We start from the raw sequence: 23,978 nt of genomic DNA, 5'->3' as shown, positions 1-23,978 counted from the left end.
GCAGCCGCCGCGCCCCGGCGAGGTCCGGCCCGCCCGCGGCGGCCAGGCCGACCGGCGCGGGCGCGGCGGCGACCCGGCGGTCGGCCGCGCGGGCCGGGTCGATGCCGAGCGCGTCGACGACGTACCCGGTCACCAGGCCGACCGCGAACAGCAGCGCGTGGATCTTGAGGGCGAACACGGGATTCCAGGCGAGCACCACCCAGGACGAGTCGCCCATGGTGGCCGCCAGGGCGGCGACCACGGTGCCGAAGGAGACCTTCCCCCGGGCGTAGAGCGGCATCAGGATGATCGCCCCGCCGCAGCCGGGGCTGACGCCCAGCAGGGCGCCCACCAGCGGGCCGAGCCGGGGCCGGCTGGTGAGCCCGTCGGTGATCCGGTCGCCGTAGCGCCAGCGCAGCCAGCCGAAGAGTGCCACCATCACGGCGACGTAGACACCCACCTGCATGAACGCGTCCGCGAGCGGGCGGAGCACGAGTTCGGTCACGGCACACCTCCGTCGGGTACGGTGCCGCCGGGGCCGCCCGCCGCTCGCGGACGGCCCGGCGCGACGATGTCAGGTGAGCTTGCTCTTGACCTTGTTGACGGCGCCCTTGGCCAGGCCCGGGTTCGTCCCGTAGAGCCGCGGGTCACCGGGCGGCAGGACCGGCTCCGGCGCGTGCGCGCGGGGGCTGTGGTCGTAGCGGAACTCGCCCTTGCCGTCGGGCGCCGGCCCGGACGCCCAGCGCCCCTCCGACGCGTCGGTGCCCGGCGAGAAGTCCAGGTACGTGTAGCTGAACTTCTCGGTGAACTCCTTGGAGTCGGGGAACGCGTCCGGCACCGGCATCTCCTCCAGGCCGTCCTCCTTGAGCTGCTCGATGGCCGCCATCCACATGTTCTGGTGCATGGTGTCGCGGGCCAGCAGGAAGCGCAGCATGTTCTTGACCCCGGGGTCGTCGGTCATGTTGAACAGGCGGGCCACCTGCAGCCGGCCCTGCGCCTCGGCGGTGACGTTGAGCTGGAAGTCGGCCATCAGGTTGCCGCTGGCGGTGATGAAGTTGCCGTTCCAGGGCACGCCGGCGCTGTCCACGGGGAGCGCCCCGCCGCCGCCGTGGATGAAGTGCGCCGGGTTCGACCCGCCGTAGATCGCCCCGACCATGGGGTTGTCGGCGGCGGCCTCCTGCAGTGACAGGGGGGCGTTCTCCAGCAGCCGCGTGATCATCGTGGCGATCATCTCGACGTGGCCCATCTCCTCGGTGCCGACGTCGAGGAAGAGGTCCTTGTACTTGCCCGGCAGGCGGCAGTTCCAGCCCTGGTAGAGGTACTGGTTGGCGACGGTCATCTCGCCCCACTTGCCGCCCAGGATCTCCTGGAGCCGGCGGGCGAACGCGGCGTCGGGGCCGTCCGGCTTGGCCTCGAACTGCAGGTCCTTGATGTGGCTGAACACGTGTCCTCCTCGGTGCCGGTCGGGCTGTCACCGAGGCGGTTCCCACGACGGCCGGTCCTATCGGGTCAACCCGTGGCCCCTCGGGGTCGGCCGCCCGCCGCCGAGCACGGGCAGCACCACCTCGAGGGCCACCCCGCGCGGTCGCAGCCGGTGCAGGCGCAGCCGTCCGCCGTCGGCGGCGAGCAGCCGCCGCACGATCCACAGCCCGAGCCCGGAGGCCCCGGCGCCGGGGGCGGGCCGGCACAGCGCGTCGACGAGGGGCGGGTCGACCCGGCCCTCGTCGGTGACGACGATGCGCAGACCGCAGCGGCCGAGCGCGGCGTGGATGCCGATCCGGCCGGCGGGCGGGCCGTGCCGCAGCGCGTTCTCCACCAGGTTGGTCACCACCTGCCGGGTCCGCCGCCGCGGCACCGGGCAGCCGCCGGCCCGCCGGGTCACGCCGGTCAGCCGCCGGTGTGGCGGCACCAGGGCCGCCGCGCCGCGCAGGATCTCCGACAGCGGCGCCACCGGGTCCGCCGCCGGCGCGAGAGCACCGGTGCCGGCGGCCGCGTCACGCAGGAGACCCTGCAGGTGTACGGCCTGCTCGTGGGCCAGTGCCGTGAGGGCGCGCCGATCGTCGCCCGTGAGCGCGAGCCGGTCGTCGGCGAGGGCCCGGGTGAGCGAGGTGAGGGCGCTGACGGGCGTACGGAACTCGTGGCAGAGCACGCGCAGCAGCAACTCGGGGTCGGTGTCGAGGGCCGCCGGATCGGCGGGACCGGCCTCGGGTCCCGCCCACGGGAGCATTCGCAGCGGCCCTCGCCTCCCGTACCGTCCGCGCATCCGCCCGACCTCCCTCGTTCGGCCGCATGATCGGTACCCGCTCGGGAACGGACCAGGCATGCCCGCGCCTCCCGTCGTCCGGCTGGCCGTCGTCGACGACCACCCGCTGTTCGTCCGCGGGTTGCAGTTGCTGCTTCCGGCGACGACCGACGGACGGGCGGAGGTGGTGGGCTCCACCGGCGACGCCTCGGCGGCCGCCGCACTGGTCAGTCGCTGCCTGCCCGACCTGGCGCTGGTGGACCTGCACATGCCCCCGCCGGGCGGGATCCGGGCGGTGGCGGCGATCCGGCGCACCACGCCCCACGTCCGGGTGGTCGCCATGTCGGGCGGGGAGGACCCCGCTCCCGCCCTGGAGGCGCTGCGCGCGGGCGCCGAGGGGTACCTGCCGAAGACCGCCGAGCCGGAGGAACTGCTGCCTCCGCTGCTGGCCGTCCTCGACGGCTGGGCGGTGCTGCCGGGACATCTGCTCCGCGCGCTGCTGCGCCCCGGCCGGGCGGCCCCGGTCGACCTCGACGACGAGGAACGGGTGATGCTGCGGGCAATCGCGGCGGGATGCAGCACCCTCGAGATCGCCGCGCGGATGCACGTCTCGGAACGCACGGTGAAGCGGATGACGGCAGCGCTACTGCGGAAGTTGCGGGTATCCACCCGGACCGAGGCGGCGGCGCTCGCGGGTCACGCCGGTCTGCTCGGCGACTGAACCCCGGGCTTTGCGTAGGGCTGTTTTCCCGCGATAGCGCGACGCGCCGAAATGAGGACGACGCGCATTGTTGCGGATTCGCCATGGGATACGTCAAACTTTGACCACACCCCGCCCCACACAGGGAGTAATTGACGATGGCGAGAAAAGTAATCACGGTCCTGACCGACGACCTCGACGGTGGAAAGGCCGATCGGACCGTCGAGTTCAGTCTGGACGGCGTGGCCTACACCATCGACGTCTCCGACGAGAACGCGGGCGTACTGCGCAAGGCCCTCGATCCTTACATCAACGCCGGCCGGCGGATCGGTCGCGGATCCGTCGACACCGGCCGGCCACCTCGGCGGGCGGGCGTGTCGGGCGGCGCCGGAATGGACCGGGAGCAGAACCGGGCCATCCGGGAATGGGCCACCAAGAACGGCTACAAGATTTCCGAGCGTGGCCGCATCCCGGTTGAGGTCGTCGAGGCGTACAAGAACCGCTGACCGGCGCCGGGCTCACGCTCGGACGCGTGCGGGGTCACGCTGAGGAATCAACGCGGCCCCGCCGGTCTTTTCCCACGGCCGTCCATTCGCGTGGCCCGTGCCCGGCGGCGGGTCCATTCCCGGCGCGTCCCATTGCCGGCCGCGGTCGCTGGCGAGTCGCCGGGCCGCGCCGAGCCGGCCGGAGAACGAGACGCCGGACGATCGCGCGACGTGATCATCGCCACGATCGCACGGCGCGGGGCACGATGCCCGCCCTTCCCGAGGGTAATGAGCGACAGATTTGTCGAGCATTACCGGCATCACCACGGACGACGCGACGAGGGGCCGTACGGCCGGCGGTGCCCCGCCGCGGCGCCGCCCGTCCCGCGGGAGGCGGCGGCGCTGGTGGGAGCGCACCGGTCGCGGGGCGCCGGGGCATACCCGGGCGCCCCGCACCGGCGGTCAGTCCACCTGGATGCGCACCACGTCGAAGGCCGGGGTCTGGTTGGCCCGCTCCATCATCGGCACCCGGTGCGAGCCGTCACCGGCCCAGACCGCGCACTGGGCGGTGCCGGCCCCGGACAGCCCCGGCACCTGGATGACCACGTCGTCGGGCTCGGCGCCGCCACGGCTGTCCTCGGTGGCGACGAAGAACGCCGGCACTTCCTGCGGCTGCGGGGGCTGCCGGAGGCTGCCCAGCATCCGACAGGCGGTGTGGAAGTGGCCCCGCACCAGCCCCTGCCCGTCGAGCAGCGAACTCTCCACGTAGTACCCGCCCTGCCCGGCGGCGAGGAAGCGGTCACGGACGAGGTTGCGGGTGGAGACCCGCAGGGTGAACGGCTGGTTCGCGTTCACCCGATCCGGGAATTCGGTGATCAGCAGCGACGGATTGTTGGCGGCGGCACCGACCTCGCCGAACGCGGTGCTGACGCAGCGGTTGCCGTTCTGGAAACCGTCGTGCGATGGCAGCCGGCTGTCGTCGCAGTCGTTCGCGATCACCCCCAGGCCGGCACCGGGCCCGCCGTTGTTCCCACCACCGTTGTTCCCACCACCGTTGTTCCCACCGCCGTTGTTCCCACCACCGTTGTTCCCACCACCGTTGTTCCCACCACCGTTGTTGCCGGTCGGTGCGACCTGGCACTGGGCGAGCCGGGCCAGGCCCTGCGGCCGGGGACCCCCCCGGTCGATCGCGACGGTGATCCGCTCCAGCGTCGCCTGGCGCTTGGCGGCCAACGGCTGGAGGATCGCGGTCCGGACGAACTCCTCACCCCGCCGCCCCTCGGCGGCCAGCCGCCGGTCCGCCTCGGCGATCTGGGTCGACAGCAGGTTCAGGTTCCGGTCGACCTCGGCCCGGGCGCGATCGGGCACCCGCGCAAGTCGGCCGGCCACGTCCGGGCAGGCCACGGCGGAGCCCCCGTTGTCGGCACCGCCGCCCCACGTCTGCTGGCACTCGGCGACCGTCTGCTGCCCGTCCCCCCAGTGGTTGCGCACCCACCGACCGTCCTGCCAGGTCCGGCTGGTGCCCCGCCCGCTCGGGGCGGTCGCGCCGGGGCTGGGCTGCACGCAGGCGGCGGAGGCCGGCCGGGTCGGGCCCGACCGCCGGTCCTCCGCCGACGAGATCTGGGTCACGGCGACGATCCCGCCGAAGACCGCGAGCGTGCCGACGACGGCCAGCAGTCGCTTGCTCCGCGCGTTACCGGATGACCGGCGCGCCCGTGTGGACCTGCGCATCGAATTGCTCTCCTTCGCGATCCGGTAGTTGATTCGAGACCTCGGCGGACCGACGGAAATGGGGGGCACGCCCCGACGGGGACCGTCGCGGCGAACCGGTGGCACGTCGATGACCGACGATGCCCCTTCCGCACCGTCTTCCGCGCCGCGGGAGCGGTCGGGGAGACCATGTCCATTCCCGCAGGAGTACGGCACGCCCGGCGCGAAGGTTCAACGCGGTGCGCGGAAATCGGAACGCGTCGCCAACCCCGCCGACGGGCGGTCCGCGCAGAGGCGGGGCGGCTGAGCGGCGGGCGCAGCGACCTCCTGGGCGGGACCAGTCCGCGCAGAGGTGGGGCGGCTCAGTCCGCGCAGAGGTGGGCGAACGCGAAGCCGCCCGTCATCTCCTCGCGTCGGGACTCCAGCCGCCGGATCGCGGCGAGCAACTCGTCCCGGGGTGTCAGCACCGACCCGGCCGGGTCCGGCGCGCGCATCCGCTCGCCGCCGGCGAGCGCCGCCAGGTCCTCGGCCAGCCGCCCCGGGTCCACCCCGGCGGAGACGCGCTGCTCGTGCACCGTCACCCGCTCGACGAGACAGACGCCGGGACCCACCTGCACCCAGCTCCACCCCTCGGCGGGCCCGCCCGCCCAGCGCACGTGCAGGCCCCGGACGATCGGGTCGACCAACCGCCGCGCCACGTACGCTTCGACGGCGGCGGCCCGGGCCAGGGCACCGAGGTCGTTGACGTGACCGGTCCGACCGTCGGGCAGCCGCCCCAGGATGTCGCGGAAGCCGACCGGCGGCGCCTCGGCGTCGTCCGGCTCCCCCGCGCCGAGGGCCGCGTACGCGCGCGCGTCGATGACGTACGCCGCGATCCGGCGGCCGTGGGCATCGGCCCGCAGCGTCGGCGACCCGATCCGCAGCACCGCCAGGCCGACCGCCTCGGCGACGGCGTTCTTCAGCCGCTCGACCCGCTGCCCCGCGGAGCCGGTGGGCGCGACGGGGCCGATCTCGACGGCGAAGACCGGGCGGGCCGTGTCGGCGGCGCAGACGACGAGGTCGTAGCCCTCCCGGCTGGCCGTGTTCCACTGGTTGCCGGTGACGCCCGGCGGACGCCCCTGCGCCAACTCGCCGAGTCGGCGGGGGCCGTGCACGAGGTGGCCGCCCCGGGCGAGCAGCGGGCCCCGCCCGCCGTCCCCGACGATCGTGCGCAGCCAGGAGCCGCCCTGACCACCGGTGCTCGTCATCGCCTGATCCGTCCGTCCCGCCGCCGATCGCAGGCCGACGCGTCGGCCGGGGCGAGTCTAGGTCTTCGATCATGACGGGCTCGGCGGTGGTGTCCCCCGGGCGCCCGGAAATCGGTTGAGGCCCCGCTGAAGTGCCGCTGGGATGGGCGGGTGGACGTCTTCCTGAGCACCCCACGGCTGGTGCTGCGCGAGTTCACCTCCGACGACGCCGACCGGCTCGTCGAGCTGGACGGCGACCCCGAGGTGATGCGGTACCTCACCGGCGGACGCCCCACCCCGCCGGAGACGGTCCGGCAGCGCGTCCTGCCCCGGATCCTCGCCCACTACCGACTACCACCGGGGCTGGGTTGGTGGGCGGCGCTGGGCCGGGAGTCGGGCGACTTCCTGGGCTGGTTCGAGTTCCGCCCGACACGTGACGGCGACGCCCGCGAGGTGGAGCTGGGCTACCGGCTGCGGCGGGCCGCCTGGGGCGCCGGGCTCGCCACCGAGGGCTGCCGGGCGCTGATCGACAAGGGCTTCACCGAGCTGGGCGTTCAGCGGGTCACGGCGAACACGATGACCGTCAACGCCGCGTCGCGCCGGGTCATGGAGAAGTCCGGGCTGCGGCTCGTCCGGACGTACGTCGGTGACTGGCCGGAGATGATCGACGGCGCGGCGCACGGCGAGGTGGAGTACGCGCTGACCCGCGAGCACTGGCTGCGCCGCGCCGCCGACTAGGTGCGGGCGTGGCCGCTCGGACTACTGCGCGCCCATCACCAGGCCCTCGATGGTGTGCTTCTGCCGGATCGGCGTGAGGGCGTCGACCACCGGGCAGGGCAAATGCGCGCGCACCTGCTCGGGAAGGCGCTGCCAGTACTCCCGGGTGACCGCCATGTCGTGGTGCTCGGCGTTGCCCGCTCCCGGCGCGTCCACGCCGAGCACCAGCACCGGCCGCGACAGGGCGGAGACGTTCGGCCTGCCGCGGTGGATGGTCAGCGCGGACCGGGCGGAGATGTCGCCACGGCGCGGATACTTGCGCACCGCCCGCTGCTCGTAGCGGGGGTAGCGCTCCCTGGGCGGGAACATCTGGTGCTCGAAGTCCCGTCCGTCGTCCCACTGCGTGCCCGGGGCGATCTCGAACGGCCCCATCTCCTCCACCGTGTCCACCGTGGTGAGGTTGAAGGCCAGCGAGGTCAGCCGCCGCTGCCGGCGGGTGTCCTCCGGCATCGGGAAGTCCCGGTGCCACGGTTGCACGACCGCGCCGGGGAACGGGATGTCGAAGCCGAGCTCGACGATCTGGTATTCGGGGCCGAGCACGGCCCGGCACACCGAGACCACCCACGGGTGGGTCACCAGGTCGACGAAGCCGCGCAGCTGCTCGGGGTGGATCTCCACGTACCACCGCTGCGGGCCACGGCCGACCGCGCCGTCGGGCCGGGAACGGGCCTCCCGGAAGGCGGCCTCGACGTCCTCGCCGACACGCTCCACCCAGTCCACGGGGAAGGCCCCGCGGCACGCGGTGATGCCGTCCCGGTAGAGGTCGCCGAGGGCCTCCAGCGGCACCTCCTCCTCGACGGGGGCGGGCTGGCCGGGGCGCGGCGCGGGCGGGGCGGAATGGGACCTCATCGAACCTCCCGAGGGGTGACCAGGCGAGTATTACAACGTTGTAGATTCGTCGCAAGGGACGCCGGTCCGACCACCGGGTCCGCGGTCGGGGCATGATCGACGCGTACGCCGACGGTCGGCGCGCGGAGACCGGGAGGTGCGCGGGGATGCGGGTCGTGTCACTGGTGCCGTCGCTGTCCGAGGCCGTCGCGCTGACCCTGCCCGGTCTGCTGGTCGGGGCCACCGACTGGTGCACCCACCCGGTCGGGCTGGAGGTGACGCGGGTCGGCGGGAGCAAGTACCCCGACCTGGACCGGGTGGTCGCGCTGCGGCCCGACCTGGTCCTGCTCAACGTCGAGGAGAACCGCCGCGAGGACGCCGACGCGCTGACCGCCGCCGGTGTGCCGGTGCGGGTGACCTATCCGCGTACCGTCGACGAGGCGCTCACCGAGCTGGCGGACCTGCTGCGCGACCTGGGTGCCCCGGCCGAACCCGAGTGGCTCGCCGTGGCCCGCCGCGCGTGGGCCGGGCCGCCCCCGGACGGGCCGGTCCGCCGGGCGGTGGTGCCGGTCTGGCGCCGGCCGTGGGTGGTGCTGGGCGCCGACACCTTCGCCGGCGACGTGCTGCGCCGGCTGGGCGTGACCAACGCGTACGCCGACGGCGTCGAGCGCTATCCCCGGCCGAGCCTCGACGAGCTGCGCGCCCACACGCCCGAGCTGGTGGTGCTGCCCGACGAGCCGTACCGGTTCACCGCCGAGGACGGCCCGGAGGCGTTCCCCGGGATCCCCTGCGCCCTGCTGTCCGGGCGGCACCTGACCTGGTACGGCCCCTCGCTCGCCGAGGCGCCCACCGTGCTCGGCGCACAACTCGCCGACCCGGTCGTTTCTCCGGGCCGCCGGTAGCCCCTCCGGCCGGCGACGCCGGGACCGCCGGCGCACACCCCCCGGCCGGCGCGGTCAGCCGCCCGCGCGCCGGCGCCGTTCCCGGCGGGCGCCCACCACACTCCACCCGATCGCGATCGACAGCGTCAGCACCACCACCGCGAGGGTCAACCAGACCGGCAGCTTCCCGACCGGCGTCTCGGCCAGGATCAGCTTCACCCCGGCGAACGCCAGCAGCACGGCCAGCCCGTACCGCAGGTAGCCGAAGTGCCGCAGCAGCCCGGCCAGGCAGAAGTAGAGGCTGCGCAGGCCGAGCACGGCGAACGCGGTCGCCGTCCAGACGAGGAACGTGTCGGTGGTGATGGCGAGGATCGCCGCCACGGAGTCGATCGCGAAGACCACGTCGGTGGCCTCGATGGCGACCAGCGCCACCAGGAGCAGGGTGGCCCTGCGCCGGCCGTCGACCCGGACGGTGAACCGGCCGCCGTGGTAGCGGGGCTCCGTGGGCACCAACCGCCGGAACGCCCGCACCGCGACGTTGCGGTCGGGGTCGACGTCCGGCTCGCCGCGTACCGCCAGTCGCCACCCCGTCCAGATCAGAAAGGCGCCGAGCACGACGCCGGCCCAGGTCAGCCGTTCGAGCAGCGCCGCGCCGGCGAAGATGAAGGCCAGCCGGAACGCGAGCGCACCGACGACCCCCCAGAACAACACCTTGTGCTGGTACGCGGCGGGCACCCGGAAGTAGCCGAACAGCAGCGCGAAGACGAAGACGTTGTCGACGGAGAGCGCCTTCTCCAGCAGATAGCCGGAGAAGTACGCCACGGCCGGCTCGCCGCCGCGCCACAGCCAGATCACCAGGCCGAAGGTGAGCCCCGCGGTGATCCAGACACCGCTCCACAGCAGCGCCTCGCGCAGCTCGATCACGTGGTGGTCGCGGTGCGAGAGCATGTCCACGGCGAGCATGACGGCGATGACGGCGGCGACCGCCGCCCAGGCCCACAGCGGTGCCGTGAACGTCGCCTCGTCCACCCCGGCGCCCTCCGCATCCCGACGGCGGCTCCGCTCCCGGCGACCGTCCCGGCCGACGCGGGGCGCGTCCCCGGCGACCCGCGGCGCGGACGCCTGGCCGGCGTACCGGCGGCGAGGGTGCGGCCCCGGTGGCCCGGCGGCTGCGGAGCTTGTCCGATCCCGAGCCTAGGCGAGCCGCCAACCGGCCGGCGGCGCTCCGGACAAGTCGCCGCGGGCCGGGCCCACCGCGTTGGTCAGGGTTCCCGGCCCACGGCGACGTCACGCGCGCCCCCGCGCCGGCGTCAGGCCACCGGGGTGACCCGGGCGGCGTGCAGGTCGACGAGCGCGCTGTCGTCGACGTCGTAGGCGAGCGTGCTGGTCACCCGGACCACGCCACTGACCTGCCCGGCCAACCGGACCGCCAGTTCGACGGCGCTGCGCCGGTCCAACCGGCCGTCGAGCGTCACCTCGCCACCGCGCACCCGGACGGTGACCAGCCCGTCCCGCACGGCGAGCACCCGGCGCAGCACCTCCTGCACCACGTCCTCACGGATCTCCGCGTCGGTGCGCAGGTGAACCCGCAGCAGGTCGCCGCGCGTGACGATGCCGACGATCCGGCCCAGGTCGTCGAGCACCGGCAGCCGCTTGACCGACTCCTGGTCCATCTCCCGGGCGGCGGCGGAGATGGTCGCCTGCGGCCAGGTCGTCACGGGCGGTGCGGTCATCAGGTCACGCGCCACCAGGGCGTCGGCCTTCTCCCGGGCGGTGCGGCGGCGGCGCCCCTCGAAGACCCGCCGCTCGTCCGGGTGCCCCGCCCGTTCGACCTTGTGCAGCAGATCCGACTCGGACACCACGCCGAGGACCCGGCGGAAGCCGTCCACCACGGGAACCCCGCTGATGCCCCGCCGGACCAACGCGTCGACGATCTCGCGGTAGGGGGTCTCCTCCCCCACCGTCGTGACCTCCCGGGTCATCACGTCGCCCACCTGCCACGTCCTCATCACGACCTCCCTGTCGTTCCCACCGGCGACGCTACGGACGCGCAGGCCGCCGGGGCAGGGCCGCCGGACCGGGCCGGAAGGGGGCAAAGGTCCTGCCCCGGTGGGGCCCGGTCGGCCCTGCCCGCGGGGCGCCGGCGGGCGTCAAATGGAGATGCCACCGGGAAAGCGCGGTGAGAGGCACACGAAGGGACGTGGAGACAATGACCGCGGCGATCGAGCGCACCACCGCCAGGACCAACGCTCCCGCGGCGCAGACGCGGCAGATCGGCGAGACCACCAGGGAGCGGGCCGCACGGTACGTCTTCGCCGGCATCCGCATCGCCCTCGGGTGGACCTTCCTCTGGGCGTTCCTGGACAAGGTCTTCGGCCTGGGCTTCGCCACCGAGGCGAAGAACGCCTGGGTCAACGGCGGCAGCCCCACCAAGGGCTTCCTGACCTTCGGCGCGGCGGGTCCGTTCGCGGACTTCTACCAGGGCATCGCCGGGGCGGCCTGGGCCGACGTGCTCTTCATGACCGGCCTGGCCGCGATCGGCGTCGCGCTGCTGCTCGGCATCGGGATGCGCGTCGCCGCGATCGCCGGTGCGGTGCTCTACGTGATGATGTGGACGGTCGTCCTGCCTCCCGAGAACAACCCCTTCATGGACGACCACCTGATCAACGCGGCACTGCTGGTCGGTCTCGCACTGGTCAACGCCGGCGCGACCCTCGGCCTGGGCGCGACGTGGGCGAAGCTCCCGATCGTGCGGCGGTTCCCCTGGCTGCGGTGACCCGCGGCGCGACACCTCCCCCAGCGGGCGTCACCACCGGTGACGCCCGCTTCCGCGTGCCCGCCCGGTGGCAACGCACGCCTCCTCCGGGTCCGCCGCCCGGTGGCCGTGGGCCATCGGGCAGGATCTGGGGTGACGGACATCAGGACCGAAACGGTAGGAGACTCTCGAATGAGCCAGGCAGCAGGCGCCCGCTCGGGCAAGCCCGAGGTGGGTCCGATCGAGGGCGCGCCCCCCGCCGATCTCGTCATCGACGACATCACCGTGGGCGAAGGGCCGGAGGCCCAGCCGGGACAGCTGGCGAGCGTCCACTACGTCGGGGTCTCGCACTCCACCGGCCGCGAGTTCGACTCCTCGTGGAACCGGGGCGAGGCGTTCGAGTTCCCGCTCGGCGGTGGACAGGTCATCTCCGGCTGGGACCGGGGCGTCGTGGGCATGCGGGTCGGCGGCCGGCGTCGCCTGACCATCCCGCCGCACCTGGGTTACGGCGACCGGGGCGCCGGCGGCGTCATCAAGCCGGGCGAGACCCTGGTCTTCGTCGTCGACCTGCTCGGCGTCCGCTGAGCGGCGGACCAGCCGCCGAGCTGACGGCCGGTCGCGGGCTGACGGCTGACGGCTGACCGCGGGGCGACGGTCGGCCCCGCGCGGACGGTCGCTCACCCGGCCGCAGGTCGGTGCCGATGGCGGACGACGCCGTCGGCACCGGCCCGCACGCCAGGGACCGGGACACCGGACACCGGCGCGAGGTTGGGCAGCGGACGCGGGCACGGACGCGAGGTTGGGCAGCGGGCGACCGAGGCCGGGCACCTGTCGCCAGGGGGTCAGCAGGGCACGAAGCCCCAGCGGTCAGCAGGGCACGAAGCCCCAGCGGTCAGCAGGACCCGGAGCATGAGGCCAGCAGGACCCGGGGCCGGGTCAGCAGGGCACCAGCTCCCGCTCGGCGCACGGATCCACGATCGGGATGACCCGGTGCAGGCCGGTGGCCCGCAGCACGCGTCGGACCACCGGGTCGGGGCGCACCAACACCAGCTCCCCGCCCTGGGCGCGGACGCGCAGGTGCGCGGCGACCAGCGCCCGCACCCCCGCGGCGGAGAGCAGGCGCACGCCGGAGAGATCCAGCCGGAGCACGGGCCGGGCCGGGGCGGCCCAGAGTGCGGAGCGGAACGCGGCGACCGTGGCGATGTCGACCTCGCCGGTCGCCCGCACCTCCACATGGTCGTCGTCCACGGTGATCTGCACGTGGAGCCGGTCGTCGCGCTGTCGCATACCGACGAACCTATCCCCCGCCACCGACATTTCCGCCCTGCTGAGGGACCGGATCCGGGTAAGCCCAGGGTCGCCCGCGGGTCCTCCCGGATCCTCCTCAGGGATGACGCGACCAGGGCTGCGAGCTGCGACGTCGCGGGCGAGAATGGGCCGATGGCCGCCTCCCGCCCCCGCGCGCCCCGGCTGATCCGCCCCGTCCGCGAGCCCGCCACGGTCCCGCCGCCGCTCGACGGTGCGTGGGCCCCCGTCGACCGACGGCTCGACTCCGTGGAACTGCTGCCCCTGCCCGACGGGGTCTCCGGCCCGGAGGACGTGGTCGTCGACCCGTCCGGGCGGGTGGTCAGCGGGACCGAGGACGGCCGGCTCTGGTGGTGGCCGGTGGAGGCGCCCGCCGGCACCCGGCCGCGGCTGATCGCCGACACCGGCGGCCGGCCGCTGGGTGTGGAGGTCGACCCGCTCGACGGCAGCCTCGTCGTCTGCGACGCGTACCGGGGGCTGCTCCGGGTGACCGGTGACGGGGTGGTGCGCGAGCTCGGCGGGCTCGGGGCGAGGGCGCACCTGGCCGACAACGCCACGGTGGCCCGTGACGGCACGGTCTACTTCACCGACTCCTCCGACCGCTTCCCGCTCGCGCACTGGAAGCGGGACCTGCTGGAACACCGGCCCAACGGGCGGGTGCTGGCGTACGACCCGCGCAGCGGACGCACCGACGTCGTGCGCGCCGGGTTCCACTTCCCCAACGGGCTGGCGCTCACCCCGGACGAGTCGGCGCTGCTGCTGGTCGAGACCGCCACCCACCGGCTGGTACGGGTCGCGCTGGCCGACGGCACGGTCACCGTGCTGGCGGACCTGCCGGCGTACCCGGACAACCTGACCGCGGTGGGCGACGGGACGTACTGGATGGCGTTGCCCAGCCCCCGGGTGCCGGTGGTCGAGCGGCTGCTGCCCCACCCCCGGCTGCGGCAGCTGGTGGCCCTGCTGCCGGCGGCGGTGCAGCCGAAGCCGCTGCGCTACGGCCTGGTGGCCCTCGTCGACGGCGACGGGCGGGTACTGCGGACCCTGCACGGCCCGCGCGGGGGCTACGACATGATCACCGGCGTCCGCCAGCACGGGGGCCACCTGTGGCTGGGCAGCCTCACGGGTCGCGGGGTGGCCCGGGTGCCGCTGGGCTGAACCGCGCCGACGGACGCGCCGGGGATCGGGCGCGCGCCGACCGACGCGCCGGGAGCCGGCCCGCAGGGCGCGGACCGGCTCCCGGCGTGCGTACCGTCGGATCAGCCGCCACGCACGGACGGCGCCGGCTCCGGCGAGCCCCCGGCCACCGCGCCCGGGTGCGGAACGGGCGACGGGGACGGCCGCAGCCCGGCCGGCACGGGCAGCGCGCTGCCCTTGACGAACTCGTCCCAGCCGACGTTCCAGGCCGTCCAGCCGTTGCCCTCGGTCAACTCGACCTCGGTGCCCTTGATGGTGACCAGGTCGCCGACCTGGGTGACGCCCATCAGCCAGTCCGCGGCCTCGTTGGACACGTTGGTGCAGCCGTGCGAGACGTTGGTGCTGCCCTGGTCCCCCACCGACCAGGGCGCGGCGTGGATGAACTCACCACCCCAGGTGAGTCGCTGGGCGTCCTCGACGTCGACCACGTAGGGATCGGCCGAACCCCGGGTGTCGAACGTCGTGAAGTCGTGCTTCTCCATGATCACCATCTTGCCGCTGGAGGTCGGCGTGCTCGGCTTGCCCATGCTGACCGGGATCTTGCGCACCACCTTGCCGTCACGCAGCACCGACATCTGCTTGGTCGCGTTGTCGATCTCCAGCGCCACCTGCCGTCCGATCTTCGACGTGGCTCTCCGGTCGGAGTCGCCCACCCGGTCCTTGCCGATCGGCAGGCCCTCCAGGCCGGCGCGGACGCTGATGCTGGTCCCCGGACGCCAGAAGTCGGGTGCCCGGTAATAGGCCTGGCTGCCGTCGGACACCCACGACCAGGCGCCCGGCTGGGGTGGATCCGTCTTCACGAACAATCGGCGTTGCACGTCGGCCCTGGCCTCTTTCGGAATGGGCGGGTCGAACGCCACGGTCACCGGCATGGCGGTGCCGTACGTCCGATTGCCGGCGAAGTACAACGTGCTGGTGATTTCCGGTTTCGTCGGTTTCGGCATCGTGGTGAAGGTGGTCCTGCGGGTGGTCGTCGTCCCCGAGTCGCCCGTGGCGGTGACCTCCGCGGTGTAGGTGCGTCGCGGTTGCAACGGCGCCGTCGGAACCCAGCCGGAGCCGTCCTCCCGGGGCTCCGCCTCGACCCGCGTCCCCTTGTCGTCGGTGATCCGGACGGCGGTGATCTTCCCGTGCCTGACCGCGGTCCCCACCTCGGCGGTGATCGGCACCTCCCGGGCGCGGTCGGCGGGTGTCACGGTCAACTCCGGTGCCCCCGGGGCCCGCCCCTCGGCCGGCCGGGCGCCCGGTTCGCGGTCGGCGGTGCACCCGCCGAGGGCCAACGGCGCGGCCGCGATGGTCACGGCCAGCACCGTCAGTCGCCGCCTCAACTCCATGATGCGTCCCCCCGTTAATTGGTGTCCCTCAGCCACATTCTCTCCATGCCGTGTCGGGTGGTCGCGCAATTCGACGGAATCGGGAAAGCAATTACGGGCGGCATTTACCGAACTGCACCGGAATCATGCCGCTCGCGCCCGCCTTCCGGTTTCCCGTCGGATTCGTCCGACCCGCCACCGCCGGCCCCGGTCGTCCCGGTCGCAGCCACCCCGTGGGGCGGGCCGGACCCGGTCGCCGCGCGCGACACGGCGGACGGGTCGTCCCGGTCGCCGCAGGGGACGAGGTCACCCCCGGCACGGCGTCGGCGGCGGGAGGGCTCTCACGTCCGGTCGTCGTCGCCGTGGTTGCGGTCCCACCGGCCGCCGACCGGCGGAGTGTCCATCTGGATGGCGGAGTCCGCGTTCCCGGCGAAGTCGTTGTCCTCGACCCGACAGTCCACGCAGCTGCCCTGTTCGGTGATCCAGAGTCCGTGGTTCTGCGTGCTCGGCTCCCGGTTGTCCCAGACCCGGTTCCCCCGGATGGTGGCCGACTCGACGGCGGCGTTGATCGCGATGCCGGCCCGCACCGGCGGACCGGCGGGCAGCTCGTACGGGGTGCCCGGCGCCGGCGTGGCCCCGCTCCACCCGCTCGGGGAGTCCGGCCGGATCGGCGCGAGGGTGAGCTCGGTGTCGTCGTTGGCCGCCACCACGGCGATCTGCTCGCCGACCCGCACCACCTTGCCCCGATGGCCGTCGTTCGGCCAGGTGGCCCGCCGGTTCACCACCGACTTCTCGGTGTACCGCACCGAGTCGCCGTGTTCACTCGTCGCCGGCGCCCACTGCCGCCCGTTGTTCCGGATCCGGTTGCCCACCAGGAAGGCGTCGCGGACGGGACGGTCGATGCGGATGGCGTCGGCGCTGTTGCCGTAGAAGTCGTTGCTCTCGATGACGATCTCCTCGGCGACGTGCTCCTCGGAACCACCCAGGTTGCGCTGGTGGTATCCGTACCGGCCGTTGCCGCTGATCCGGTTGCCGCGGATCGTGTACGGGCCCGGGGTGTTGCCGATGCTGACCCCGTCGCGCAGGTTGCCGTCGATGACGCAGTCGGTGAGGATGCCCCCCCGCCCGGCGGTGTGCGTGGTGCCCTTCGCCGAGACGTGGAAGCCCGCCTCCAGGTTGCCGGTCATGGTGCAGGCGGAGACGATCAGGCCGTTCGCGCCCCAGTCGGAGATGCCGAAGCGGTTGCCCTGGGCGTGGCAGCCGATGATCCGCACCCCCCGTGGGCGCAGATGGTCCGCCTCCTGCAGTTCGAGGAAGATGCCGTTGGTGGCGTTCGCCACCGCGCTGCAGTTGATGATGTTGAACCGCTCGACCGTGCCCCAGCCGCCGATGCCGATGCCGATGCCCGCGCCGCCCATCTCGGTGCCGTTGTCCAGCCGCCCGCAGCCCAGCACGAGCACCCCCTCGATCAGGCAGTCCTGCAGGAAGTCGCAGCCCAGCCCGGTGGCGGCGGTGTGGTGGATGTACAGGTTGCGGAAGGTGCCCCGGACGACGTACTGCAGTCCGAGGCCCTTGGCCAGCGGGTTGTAGTCCGCCGACGCCACCCCCGAACCGTCGATCTCGAAGTCGGAGAAGGTGCAGTCGGCCAGGGCACGGTTCCGGTCGGCACCGTGCTGGAGCGCGGTGTAGAAGGCCAACGGCGCCGGGTCGGCGCGGTTGCCCGAGTTGCTGAGCACGAAGCGGGTCGCCCCCGGGCCGGCGCCGACGAGCGACACGCCCGTACGCCACACGGTGCCCGAGTCCCGCATCGAGTAGACCCCGGGCGGACAGTAGATGACCCGGGCCCGGCCGTCGGCGGCGTACGCGTCGCCGAGGCGGTCGACCAGCGCGGCGAGCGCCGGCTGGTCGTTGGCCGCCCCGTCGCCGACCAGGCCGTGTTCCCGGGCGTCGCAGAGCAGCGGGGCGCCGGCCACCGGGTGGCGGCGCACCCCGCCGGCAGAGGGCATGTCCGGGTACGCCACTCGTCCTCCCCTCGGCACGACTGCCCGGCCCGCATTCCCGGCCCTTCCCCGGGGAAACGCGGACCCGTGACGGCGACGACCCCGGCTCCGCCGGGGCGGAGCCGGGGTCGTCGCGGCCGGGTCAGACGTTGGCGATCAGCACCGCCGGCCGCTCGACGCAGTCGGCGACGTGCCGCAGGAAGCCGCCGGCCACCCCGCCGTCGCAGACCCGATGGTCGAAGGTCAGGCTGAGCTGCGTCACCTTGCGCACCGCGAGCTGCCCGTCCACCACCCACGGCTTGTCCACGATCCGGCCCACCCCGAGCAGCGCCGCCTCCGGGTGGTTGATGATCGGGGTGGAGCCGTCGACGCCGAAGACGCCGTAGTTGTTCAGCGTGAACGTGCCGCCGGTCAGCCGGGTCGGGGGAAGCGTGCCGGCCCGGGCGGCCGTGGTGGTCGCGGTCAGCTCGGCCGCCAGCTCGGCGGTGGTCAGCCGCTGCGCGTCCCGCAGCACCGGCACGACCAGCCCCCGGTCGGTCTGGGCGGCGATGCCCAGGTGCACCGCGGCGGACTGGACGATCCGCTGGCCCTCGGTGTCGACCCGGGCGTTGAGCTGCGGATACCGACGCAGCCCGGACAGGCAGATCCGGGCCAGCAGGGCCAGGATGCTCACCGGCGCGTCCGGGGCCGCCGCGTTGATCGCCGCGCGGGTCTCCAGCAGCCCGGTGGCGTCCACGTCCACCCAGATGGTGACCTCGGGGATCTCCCGGCGGCTGCGGGACAGCTTGTCGGCGATCGCCTTGCGGATGCCGGTCAGCGGGACGACCACGTCCTCGGCGCCGGGGACCGCCGATCCGGCGGGCTCGTCCGGCACCGCGGCCAGGTGGGCGGGCGGCCTGGCCGCCCCGGCCACGGCGGCCTCCACGTCGGCCCGGCGCACCACGCCGCCGTGGCCGGTGCCGCGCAGGGCGGTCAGGTCGAGGCCGTGCTCGCGGGCCAGCCGGCGCACGATCGGCGAGATGACCAGGGGCGCCGCCACGTCGTGCGGCTGCTCGGCCGGGGCCGGCGTCGCCGGTGCGACGGTCGCGGTCGGTTCGGTGGCGGCCACGAGGCGGGGACGACGCCGACGCCGGCCCGCGCCGCCGTGGCCGGTGCCGTACCCGATGAGGACGTTGCCGGAGCCGGCGCGCTCCTCCTCGCGGTAGGTGGCGTGCCCGGCGGGCTCGTCGCCCGCGCCGCCGTCGCCGGCCAGCGGCGCGATGCTGATCAGCGGCTGGCCGACCGGCCGGGTCTCGCCCGCCGCGCCGTGCAGCGCCACGACCCGCCCGGCGTACGGGCAGGGCACGTCGACGACGGCCTTGGCGGTCTCCACCTCGACCACGCTCTGGTCCACCGTGACCACGTCGCCCACGGCGACGCGCCACTCGACGATCTCGGCCTCGCTCAGCCCTTCGCCCAGGTCGGGCAGGAGGAAGACCTGCGTCCCGTCCACGGCGGTCATGCCGCGCTCCCCCGGCTCAGCCAGCGCCCGTCGGGCTGGTCGTCCCACTGCAGCCGGGCCACCGTGTCGAGGACCCGGTCCACCGACGGCAGGTGGGTGTGCTCCAGCATCGGCGCCGGGTACGGGATGTCCAGCCCGGACACCCGCAGCACGGGGGCGTGCAGGGCGTGGAAGCAGCGCTCCTGCACCCGGGCGGCGATCTCGGCGCCGACCCCGGCGAAGCCCTGCGCCTCCTGGATCACCACGCACCGCCCGGTACGCCGGACCGAGGCCGTGACGGTCTCGTCGTCGAACGGCACGATGCTGCGCACGTCCACGACCTCCAGGTCCCAGCCCTCCTCGCGGGCGGCCTCGGCGGCCTCCAGCGCCACCGGCACCGCCGGCCCGTACGCGACGAGGGTGGCGTCGCGGCCGGCACGGCGTACGACCGCCCGGCCGATCGGTGCGGCGGTCGCCGGAAGCTGCGCCTCGGCGCTGGAGAAGTAGAGCTTCTTCGGCTCCATGAACACGACCGGGTCGGGGTCGTCGATCGCCTGGCGCAGCAGCGAGTACGCGTCCTCGACCGTGGCCGGCGTGACGACCTTCAGGCCGGGGGTGTGCGCGTAGTACGCCTCGCTGGAGTCGCAGTGGTGCTCGACGCCGCCGATGCCACCGGCGTACGGCACCCGGATGACGATCGGCACGCTGAGCGCGCCCCGGGTGCGGTTACGCAGCTTCGCCACGTGCGAGGCGATCTGCTCGAACGCCGGGTAGGCGAACGCGTCGAACTGCATCTCGACCACCGGGCGCAGCCCGGACATGGCCATGCCGACGGCGAAGCCGACGATGCCGGCCTCGGCGAGCGGCGTGTCGAAGCAACGCTTGTCGCCGAAGCGGGCCTGCAGACCGTCGGTGATCCGGAAGACGCCGCCGAGCGCGCCGACGTCCTCACCGAAGACGACCACCCGCTCGTCGTCGAGCATCGCGTCGGCGAGCGCGGCGTTGAGCGCCTTCGCCATGGTCAGGGCGGCCATCAGCGCTCACCCTCCTCGTCTGCGGCGGCGGCCATCTCGGCGCGGACCTGCTCGCGCTGCTCGACCAACTGCGGGGTGGGTTCGGCGTAGACGTGGTCGAAGAGGCTCATCGGGTCGACCGTCGGCTGTGCGTTCATGCGGGTGCGCAGGTCGGCGGCGTACGCCTCGGCCTCCTCGGCGACCGCGGCGACGGCGGCGTCGTCGAGCGCGCCGCGGGCGCGCAGGTACGTCTCCAGCCGCGCCACCGGGTCGCGGTCGCGCCACGCCTCGACCTCGGCGCCGTCGCGGTAGCGGCTCGCGTCGTCGGCGTTGGTGTGCGCCTCCATCCGGTAGGTGTGCGCCTCGACCAGGAACGGGCCCTTGCCCGAGCGGGCGTGCTCCACCGCGCGGGTGAGCACCGCGAGCACGGCCACCGGGTCGTTGCCGTCGACCTGCTCGCTGGGCACGCCGTAGCCGGCGCCCTTGTACGCCAGCGACGGCGCGGCGGTCTGCCGGGACAGCGGGACGCTGATCGCGTACCGGTTGTTCTGCACGAAGTAGACGACGGGGGCCTTGAACACGGCGGCGAAGTTGACGCCCTCGTGGAAGTCGCCCTCGCTCGTGGCGCCGTCGCCGATGAACGCCAGCGCGACGGTGTCGCGCCCCTGGTACGCCTCGCCGTAGGCCAGCCCGGCGGCGTGCACGCACTGCGTGGCCAGCGGGGTGCACTGCGGGGCGGTGTGCCGCTCGGCGGGGTCGTACCCGCAGTGCCAGTCCCCGCGCAGCAGGGTCAGCACCTCGACCGGGTCGATGCCCCGGCTGACGAGGGCCATCGACTCCCGGTACGTCGGGAAGACCCAGTCGGTGTCGCGCAGGGCGAGGACGGCGCCGACCTGGCAGGCCTCCTGGCCGCGCGAGGACGGGTAGACGGCCAGCCGGCCCTGCTTGGTCAGGGCGGTGGCCTGCACGTCGAAGCGGCGGCCGACGACCATCCGCCGGTGCATCTCGACGAGCGCCTCGACGGGCGGCTCGGGGTAGTCGGCCGGGGCACGCAGCGGCGTGCCGGTCGGGTCGAGCAGGCGGACGGGCTCGGTGGCCGGGAGCAGCGGCTTGGCCGGGTCGGGCGGGGTGGCCGCCCGGCGGCTGCGCGGGGATGCCCTGCGGACCGCCTCGGGTGTGGTCGTCACGGCGGGACCTCCTGGACGTGTGGTGGGCCTATGCTCCTGCTGTCGGATGATTGACTCAAGATCCAGGACAAACGCGGGACGGATGGCACGGGAAGGGCGGCGACGTGAGCCAGGAGTCCGGGGGCTCGGCGGAGCGGGCGGCTGGAACGGGACGTTCGGCGCGACCACTGGACGACGTCGACCGGCGGATCCTCGACGAGCTGGTGCGCGACGGCCGTACGTCGGTGCGCACCCTGGCGGAGCGGATCCACATCTCCCGCACCAACGCGTACGCCCGGGTCGAGCGGCTGCTGCGCGACGGGGTGATCACCGGCTTCCGGGCCCAGGTCGCGCCCGAGGCGGCGGGGCTGGGCACCTCGGCGTACATCGCGTTGAAGATCGAGCAGAACACGTGGCGGGAGGTGTCGGCGGAGCTGGCCCGGGTCCGCTACATCGAGCACGCCGCCCTGCTCGGCGGGGACCACGACGTGCTGGCCCTGGTCCGGGCGCCGGACAACGCCACCCTGCGCGACGTGGTGCTGGGCCGGGTGCAGGGCATCGCGGGCGTGCTCTCCACCCGCACCTGGCTGGTCTTCGAGGAGTTCGACGGCGAACGCAGCCCGTGGCAGTGAACCGGCCGCTCAGCTTCCCCGGCGGGCCCCGCCCGAGCAGCTCAGCGCTCCGGCGGGGCCTCCAGCCCCTCCCGGTCGGCCAGCTCCAGCAGCGGCTGGAGGGAGAACCGCCGCTCGTCGAGGCCCGCGTGCGGATCGCCGCGCTCGGCGAACCGGGCGGGCATCGTGGTCACGTCGAAGTCCTCCGGCCGGGCGTCGTCCAGCTCCGACCAGTCCAGCGGCGCGGAGACCAGCGCGCGCGGGGTGGGGCGGATGGAGTACGCCGAGGCCATCGTGTGGTCCCGGGACATCTGGTTGTAGTCGATGAAGACCGGCCGGTCCCGCTGCTCCCGCCACCAGGTGGTGGTCACCAGGTCCGGCAGCCGGCGCTGCACCTCCCGGCCCAGCGCCAGCACCGCCCGCCGGCAGTCGCCGAAGCTCCACCGGGGCTCGATGGAGAGGTAGACGTGCAGGCCCCGCCCGCCGGTGGTCTTCGGGTGGCCGGTCAGGCCCAGCTCGGCGAGGAACGCGCGCACCTCGTGGGCGACCGGCACCACCTGGTCGAAGCCCACCCCGGGCATCGGGTCGAGGTCGATGCGCAGCTGGTCGGGCCGCTCGACGTCGGCGGCGGAGACCGGCCACGGGTGGAACCGCAGCGTGCCCAGGTTGGCCGCCCAGATCACCACCGCCAGCTCGCTCGGCGCGACCTCGTCGGCCGTACGCCCGCTCGGGAAGGTGATGTGGGCGGTGCGCACCCAGTCGGGCGCCCCCGCCGGCAGCCGCTTCTGGTAGAAGGCGTCGCCCCGGTTGTCCTGCCGGGTGCCGATCTTCGCGCCGTCGAAGACGCCGCGCGGCCACCGTTCCAGCATGGTCGGACGGTCCCGCAGGGCGCGCAGGATGCCGTCGCCGACGGCGAGGAAGTAGCGCACCACGTCCAGCTTGGTCAGCCCGAGCTCCGGGAAGTAGGGCTTGTCGGGGCTGGAGACGCGCACCAGCCGCTCCCCCACCCGGATCTCCTCGGCCGCCGCCGTCGCCACGCCTGACACCGTAACCCGCCCGGCCGGCCGGCACGCCCCGTCACCGCCGACGCTCCCGGTCGACGTCCCCGGGCCGGAACCGGACAGCGGTGACGACTCCGCCGCTTCGCCGTCACACCGGTGGGTTACGGTGCGTGGATGACCAGGTGACGCAACGGGGAGGCGGTTCGTGGGCGGGGGCGGGGCGGGAGAGGACGGGACCGGGCGGACCGCCGTCGGTGCGGCCCTCCGGTCGGGCGACGAGCAAACCTTCGCGGAGCTGGCCGACCGGCACCAGCGGGAGCTGCGGGTGCACTGCTACCGGATGCTCGGGTCGTTCGACGACGCCGAGGATCTCGTGCAGGAGACGTTCCTGCGGGCCTGGCGCAGCCGGGCGAGCTTCCAGGGCCGCTCCACCGTGCGGGCCTGGCTCTACCGGATCGCCACCAACGCCTGCCTCGACTTCCTCGACCGCCGCCAGCGGCAGCCCGCTCCGCTCGTCGCGCCGACGTCGTCCCGGGTCCCCGGGCCCGGGCGGGCCCCGTTGCCGCAGGCGGAGATCCCCTGGCTCCAGCCCTGTCCGGACCGGTTGCTCGATCCGCCCGCCCCGCCGCACGTCGAGCCGGACGCGGCACTGGTGGCCAAGGAGACCATCGAGCTGGCGTTCCTCGCCGCGATCCAGCACCTGCCGCCCCGGCAACGGGCGGTGCTCATCCTGCGCGACGTGCTCGGCTGGCCGGCGGCGGACACCGCCGCGCTGCTCGACGGCACGGTCGCCGCGGTCAACAGCGCCCTGCAACGGGCGCGCGCCACCCTCCGGCAGCGGCTGCCGGAACGGCGGACGGAATGGCCGGTGGCGACCGACCCGAGCGCCGAGGAACGGGCGGTGCTCCAGCGGTACGTGGCGGCGACCGAAAGCGCCGACCTGACGGCGCTGGCGGCGTTGCTGCGCGAGGACGCCCGCTTCACCATGCCGCCCGAGCCGACCTGGTACGAGGGACGGGACGCGATCATCGAGTGCTGGGCGCCCGCGCTGGTCGGGCCCACCGCCTGGAAGGACTGGTGGCACGTGCCCACCCGGGCCAACCGCCAGCCCGCCGTCGCCTGCTACGTGCGTGAGCCGGGCCGGTCCCGCTACCACGCGCTGGGCCTCGACGTGCTCCGCATCGAGGGTGGCGAGGTCGTGGAGGTCACCGCGTTCCCGCCCCGCGTCTTTCCGGCCTTCGGGCTGCCGCTGGCCCGTTGACGGATGGCGGCGGCGATGAGTTCTTGCGCGCCCCGCCGTCTCAACGGGGTGGCC

The 23,978-nt window shown here is 74.1% G+C and carries 24 protein-coding genes; 9 read left to right on the top strand and 15 right to left on the bottom strand.

From position 1 onward, the window contains the following. The 3 genes from V6U77_RS15475 to V6U77_RS15465 form a co-directional block, all read right to left on the bottom strand. Positions 1-484: putative manganese transporter (locus tag V6U77_RS15475; RefSeq protein ID WP_334607018.1), on the bottom strand; the 484-nt coding region annotated here is incomplete at its 3' end. Positions 485-553: 69 nt separating this feature from the next. Continuing rightward, entirely contained in the window at positions 554-1,423 is an 870-nt protein-coding gene (locus tag V6U77_RS15470) for a manganese catalase family protein (protein ID WP_334607017.1), read from the bottom strand. A 57-nt stretch (positions 1,424-1,480) separates the two neighbouring features. Beyond that, entirely contained in the window at positions 1,481-2,206 is a 726-nt protein-coding gene (locus tag V6U77_RS15465; protein WP_334607016.1) for a sensor histidine kinase, read from the bottom strand. A 94-nt stretch (positions 2,207-2,300) separates the two neighbouring features. Here V6U77_RS15465 and V6U77_RS15460 point away from each other — a divergent pair, with 94 nt between their 5' ends. Both V6U77_RS15460 and V6U77_RS15455 read left to right on the top strand, forming a co-directional pair. Next, positions 2,301-2,942: a response regulator transcription factor gene (locus V6U77_RS15460; RefSeq protein ID WP_334607015.1), complete on the top strand. Its 642-nt coding sequence runs from the start codon at positions 2,301-2,303 to the stop codon at positions 2,940-2,942. A 137-nt stretch (positions 2,943-3,079) separates the two neighbouring features. Further along, positions 3,080-3,427, top strand: coding sequence for a histone-like nucleoid-structuring protein Lsr2 (locus V6U77_RS15455; RefSeq protein ID WP_334607014.1), 348 nt, complete (start codon positions 3,080-3,082; stop codon positions 3,425-3,427). A gap of 441 nt (positions 3,428-3,868) precedes the next feature. On the opposite strand, the gene V6U77_RS15450 is transcribed toward V6U77_RS15455, so the two are convergent. Continuing rightward, complete coding sequence (locus V6U77_RS15450; RefSeq protein WP_334607013.1) at positions 3,869-5,137, bottom strand: hypothetical protein; 1,269 nt, start codon at positions 5,135-5,137, stop codon at positions 3,869-3,871. A 341-nt stretch (positions 5,138-5,478) separates the two neighbouring features. Continuing rightward, complete coding sequence (locus V6U77_RS15445) at positions 5,479-6,363, bottom strand: hypothetical protein (RefSeq protein ID WP_334607012.1); 885 nt, start codon at positions 6,361-6,363, stop codon at positions 5,479-5,481. A 150-nt stretch (positions 6,364-6,513) separates the two neighbouring features. On the opposite strand from V6U77_RS15445, the gene V6U77_RS15440 reads away from it, so the two are divergent. Next, positions 6,514-7,080, top strand: coding sequence for a GNAT family N-acetyltransferase (locus tag V6U77_RS15440; RefSeq protein WP_334607011.1), 567 nt, complete (start codon positions 6,514-6,516; stop codon positions 7,078-7,080). A gap of 21 nt (positions 7,081-7,101) precedes the next feature. Here the strand turns inward: V6U77_RS15440 and V6U77_RS15435 are convergent, their stop codons facing one another. Next, positions 7,102-7,968: a phytanoyl-CoA dioxygenase family protein gene (locus tag V6U77_RS15435; RefSeq protein WP_334607010.1), complete on the bottom strand. Its 867-nt coding sequence runs from the start codon at positions 7,966-7,968 to the stop codon at positions 7,102-7,104. Between the two features lie 146 nt (positions 7,969-8,114). Here V6U77_RS15435 and V6U77_RS15430 point away from each other — a divergent pair, with 146 nt between their 5' ends. Then, the gene (locus V6U77_RS15430; protein ID WP_334607009.1) at positions 8,115-8,849 is read left to right on the top strand and encodes a helical backbone metal receptor; all 735 of its coding nucleotides are present in this window, start codon (positions 8,115-8,117) and stop codon (positions 8,847-8,849) included. 54 nt (positions 8,850-8,903) lie between these two features. On the opposite strand, the gene V6U77_RS15425 is transcribed toward V6U77_RS15430, so the two are convergent. After that, the gene (locus V6U77_RS15425; protein WP_334607008.1) at positions 8,904-9,857 is read right to left on the bottom strand and encodes a TerC family protein; all 954 of its coding nucleotides are present in this window, start codon (positions 9,855-9,857) and stop codon (positions 8,904-8,906) included. A gap of 281 nt (positions 9,858-10,138) precedes the next feature. Then, a complete protein-coding gene (locus V6U77_RS15420) occupies positions 10,139-10,837 on the bottom strand; it encodes a CBS domain-containing protein (protein WP_334607007.1) in 699 nt (232 codons plus the stop codon). A 191-nt stretch (positions 10,838-11,028) separates the two neighbouring features. Between V6U77_RS15420 and V6U77_RS15415 the strand changes: the two genes are divergently transcribed. Then, on the top strand, positions 11,029-11,604 hold the full coding sequence (locus V6U77_RS15415) for a hypothetical protein (protein WP_334607006.1): 576 nt from the start codon (positions 11,029-11,031) through the stop codon (positions 11,602-11,604). A 171-nt stretch (positions 11,605-11,775) separates the two neighbouring features. After that, complete coding sequence (locus tag V6U77_RS15410) at positions 11,776-12,168, top strand: FKBP-type peptidyl-prolyl cis-trans isomerase (RefSeq protein ID WP_334607005.1); 393 nt, start codon at positions 11,776-11,778, stop codon at positions 12,166-12,168. Positions 12,169-12,519: 351 nt separating this feature from the next. Here the strand turns inward: V6U77_RS15410 and V6U77_RS15405 are convergent, their stop codons facing one another. Continuing rightward, positions 12,520-12,870 (bottom strand): STAS domain-containing protein, encoded by a 351-nt coding sequence (locus tag V6U77_RS15405; protein ID WP_334607004.1) that lies wholly within the window; start codon positions 12,868-12,870, stop codon positions 12,520-12,522. A 153-nt stretch (positions 12,871-13,023) separates the two neighbouring features. On the opposite strand from V6U77_RS15405, the gene V6U77_RS15400 reads away from it, so the two are divergent. Next, positions 13,024-14,043 (top strand): SMP-30/gluconolactonase/LRE family protein, encoded by a 1,020-nt coding sequence (locus V6U77_RS15400; protein WP_334607003.1) that lies wholly within the window; start codon positions 13,024-13,026, stop codon positions 14,041-14,043. A gap of 101 nt (positions 14,044-14,144) precedes the next feature. On the opposite strand, the gene V6U77_RS15395 is transcribed toward V6U77_RS15400, so the two are convergent. The 5 genes from V6U77_RS15395 to pdhA all read right to left on the bottom strand — a co-directional run bounded on the left by V6U77_RS15395 (position 14,145) and on the right by pdhA (position 21,072). Continuing rightward, the gene (locus tag V6U77_RS15395; protein ID WP_334607002.1) at positions 14,145-15,413 is read right to left on the bottom strand and encodes a L,D-transpeptidase; all 1,269 of its coding nucleotides are present in this window, start codon (positions 15,411-15,413) and stop codon (positions 14,145-14,147) included. Between the two features lie 320 nt (positions 15,414-15,733). Then, entirely contained in the window at positions 15,734-17,398 is a 1,665-nt protein-coding gene (locus tag V6U77_RS15390; protein ID WP_334607022.1) for a right-handed parallel beta-helix repeat-containing protein, read from the bottom strand. A gap of 136 nt (positions 17,399-17,534) precedes the next feature. Beyond that, positions 17,535-18,893 carry a dihydrolipoamide acetyltransferase family protein gene (locus V6U77_RS15385; protein WP_334607001.1) on the bottom strand — a complete coding sequence of 453 codons (1,359 nt, stop codon included), beginning with the start codon at positions 18,891-18,893 and terminating at the stop codon, positions 17,535-17,537. Beyond that, a complete protein-coding gene (locus V6U77_RS15380; RefSeq protein ID WP_334607000.1) occupies positions 18,890-19,906 on the bottom strand; it encodes an alpha-ketoacid dehydrogenase subunit beta in 1,017 nt (338 codons plus the stop codon). Before V6U77_RS15380 ends, V6U77_RS15385 begins: the two co-directional genes overlap by 4 nt. Further along, on the bottom strand, positions 19,906-21,072 hold the full coding sequence (gene pdhA, locus V6U77_RS15375) for a pyruvate dehydrogenase (acetyl-transferring) E1 component subunit alpha (RefSeq protein WP_334606999.1): 1,167 nt from the start codon (positions 21,070-21,072) through the stop codon (positions 19,906-19,908). Before pdhA ends, V6U77_RS15380 begins: the two co-directional genes overlap by 1 nt. Positions 21,073-21,176: 104 nt before the next feature. On the opposite strand from pdhA, the gene V6U77_RS15370 reads away from it, so the two are divergent. Next, positions 21,177-21,683 (top strand): Lrp/AsnC family transcriptional regulator, encoded by a 507-nt coding sequence (locus V6U77_RS15370; protein WP_334606998.1) that lies wholly within the window; start codon positions 21,177-21,179, stop codon positions 21,681-21,683. Between the two features lie 41 nt (positions 21,684-21,724). Here V6U77_RS15370 and V6U77_RS15365 read toward each other — a convergent pair whose 3' ends face one another. Continuing rightward, on the bottom strand, positions 21,725-22,708 hold the full coding sequence (locus V6U77_RS15365) for a DNA polymerase domain-containing protein (protein ID WP_334606997.1): 984 nt from the start codon (positions 22,706-22,708) through the stop codon (positions 21,725-21,727). A 160-nt stretch (positions 22,709-22,868) separates the two neighbouring features. Here V6U77_RS15365 and V6U77_RS15360 point away from each other — a divergent pair, with 160 nt between their 5' ends. Beyond that, the gene (locus V6U77_RS15360) at positions 22,869-23,924 is read left to right on the top strand and encodes a sigma-70 family RNA polymerase sigma factor (protein WP_334606996.1); all 1,056 of its coding nucleotides are present in this window, start codon (positions 22,869-22,871) and stop codon (positions 23,922-23,924) included. The last annotated feature ends 54 nt before the right edge of the window (positions 23,925-23,978 follow it).

It is taken from the genome of Micromonospora sp. CPCC 205546, from assembly GCF_036902715.1.
In the GTDB taxonomy this organism is placed as follows: domain Bacteria; phylum Actinomycetota; class Actinomycetes; order Mycobacteriales; family Micromonosporaceae; genus Micromonospora.
This window is presented reverse-complemented; position numbering and strand designations above follow the sequence as displayed.

Coding starts and splice junctions, on each gene's coding strand:
- V6U77_RS15380 (WP_334607000.1), bottom strand. CDS start 19,906: ATGGCCGCCCTGACCATGGCGAAGGCGCTCAACGCCGCGCTCGCCGAC.
- V6U77_RS15455 (WP_334607014.1), top strand. CDS start 3,080: ATGGCGAGAAAAGTAATCACGGTCCTGACCGACGACCTCGACGGTGGA.
- V6U77_RS15405 (WP_334607004.1), bottom strand. CDS start 12,870: ATGCGACAGCGCGACGACCGGCTCCACGTGCAGATCACCGTGGACGAC.
- V6U77_RS15395 (WP_334607002.1), bottom strand. CDS start 15,413: ATGGAGTTGAGGCGGCGACTGACGGTGCTGGCCGTGACCATCGCGGCC.
- V6U77_RS15410 (WP_334607005.1), top strand. CDS start 11,776: ATGAGCCAGGCAGCAGGCGCCCGCTCGGGCAAGCCCGAGGTGGGTCCG.
- V6U77_RS15435 (WP_334607010.1), bottom strand. CDS start 7,968: ATGAGGTCCCATTCCGCCCCGCCCGCGCCGCGCCCCGGCCAGCCCGCC.
- V6U77_RS15450 (WP_334607013.1), bottom strand. CDS start 5,137: ATGCGCAGGTCCACACGGGCGCGCCGGTCATCCGGTAACGCGCGGAGC.
- V6U77_RS15445 (WP_334607012.1), bottom strand. CDS start 6,363: ATGACGAGCACCGGTGGTCAGGGCGGCTCCTGGCTGCGCACGATCGTC.
- V6U77_RS15385 (WP_334607001.1), bottom strand. CDS start 18,893: ATGACCGCCGTGGACGGGACGCAGGTCTTCCTCCTGCCCGACCTGGGC.
- V6U77_RS15430 (WP_334607009.1), top strand. CDS start 8,115: ATGCGGGTCGTGTCACTGGTGCCGTCGCTGTCCGAGGCCGTCGCGCTG.
- V6U77_RS15460 (WP_334607015.1), top strand. CDS start 2,301: ATGCCCGCGCCTCCCGTCGTCCGGCTGGCCGTCGTCGACGACCACCCG.
- V6U77_RS15420 (WP_334607007.1), bottom strand. CDS start 10,837: ATGAGGACGTGGCAGGTGGGCGACGTGATGACCCGGGAGGTCACGACG.
- V6U77_RS15400 (WP_334607003.1), top strand. CDS start 13,024: ATGGCCGCCTCCCGCCCCCGCGCGCCCCGGCTGATCCGCCCCGTCCGC.
- V6U77_RS15465 (WP_334607016.1), bottom strand. CDS start 2,206: ATGCTCCCGTGGGCGGGACCCGAGGCCGGTCCCGCCGATCCGGCGGCC.
- V6U77_RS15390 (WP_334607022.1), bottom strand. CDS start 17,398: ATGCCCTCTGCCGGCGGGGTGCGCCGCCACCCGGTGGCCGGCGCCCCG.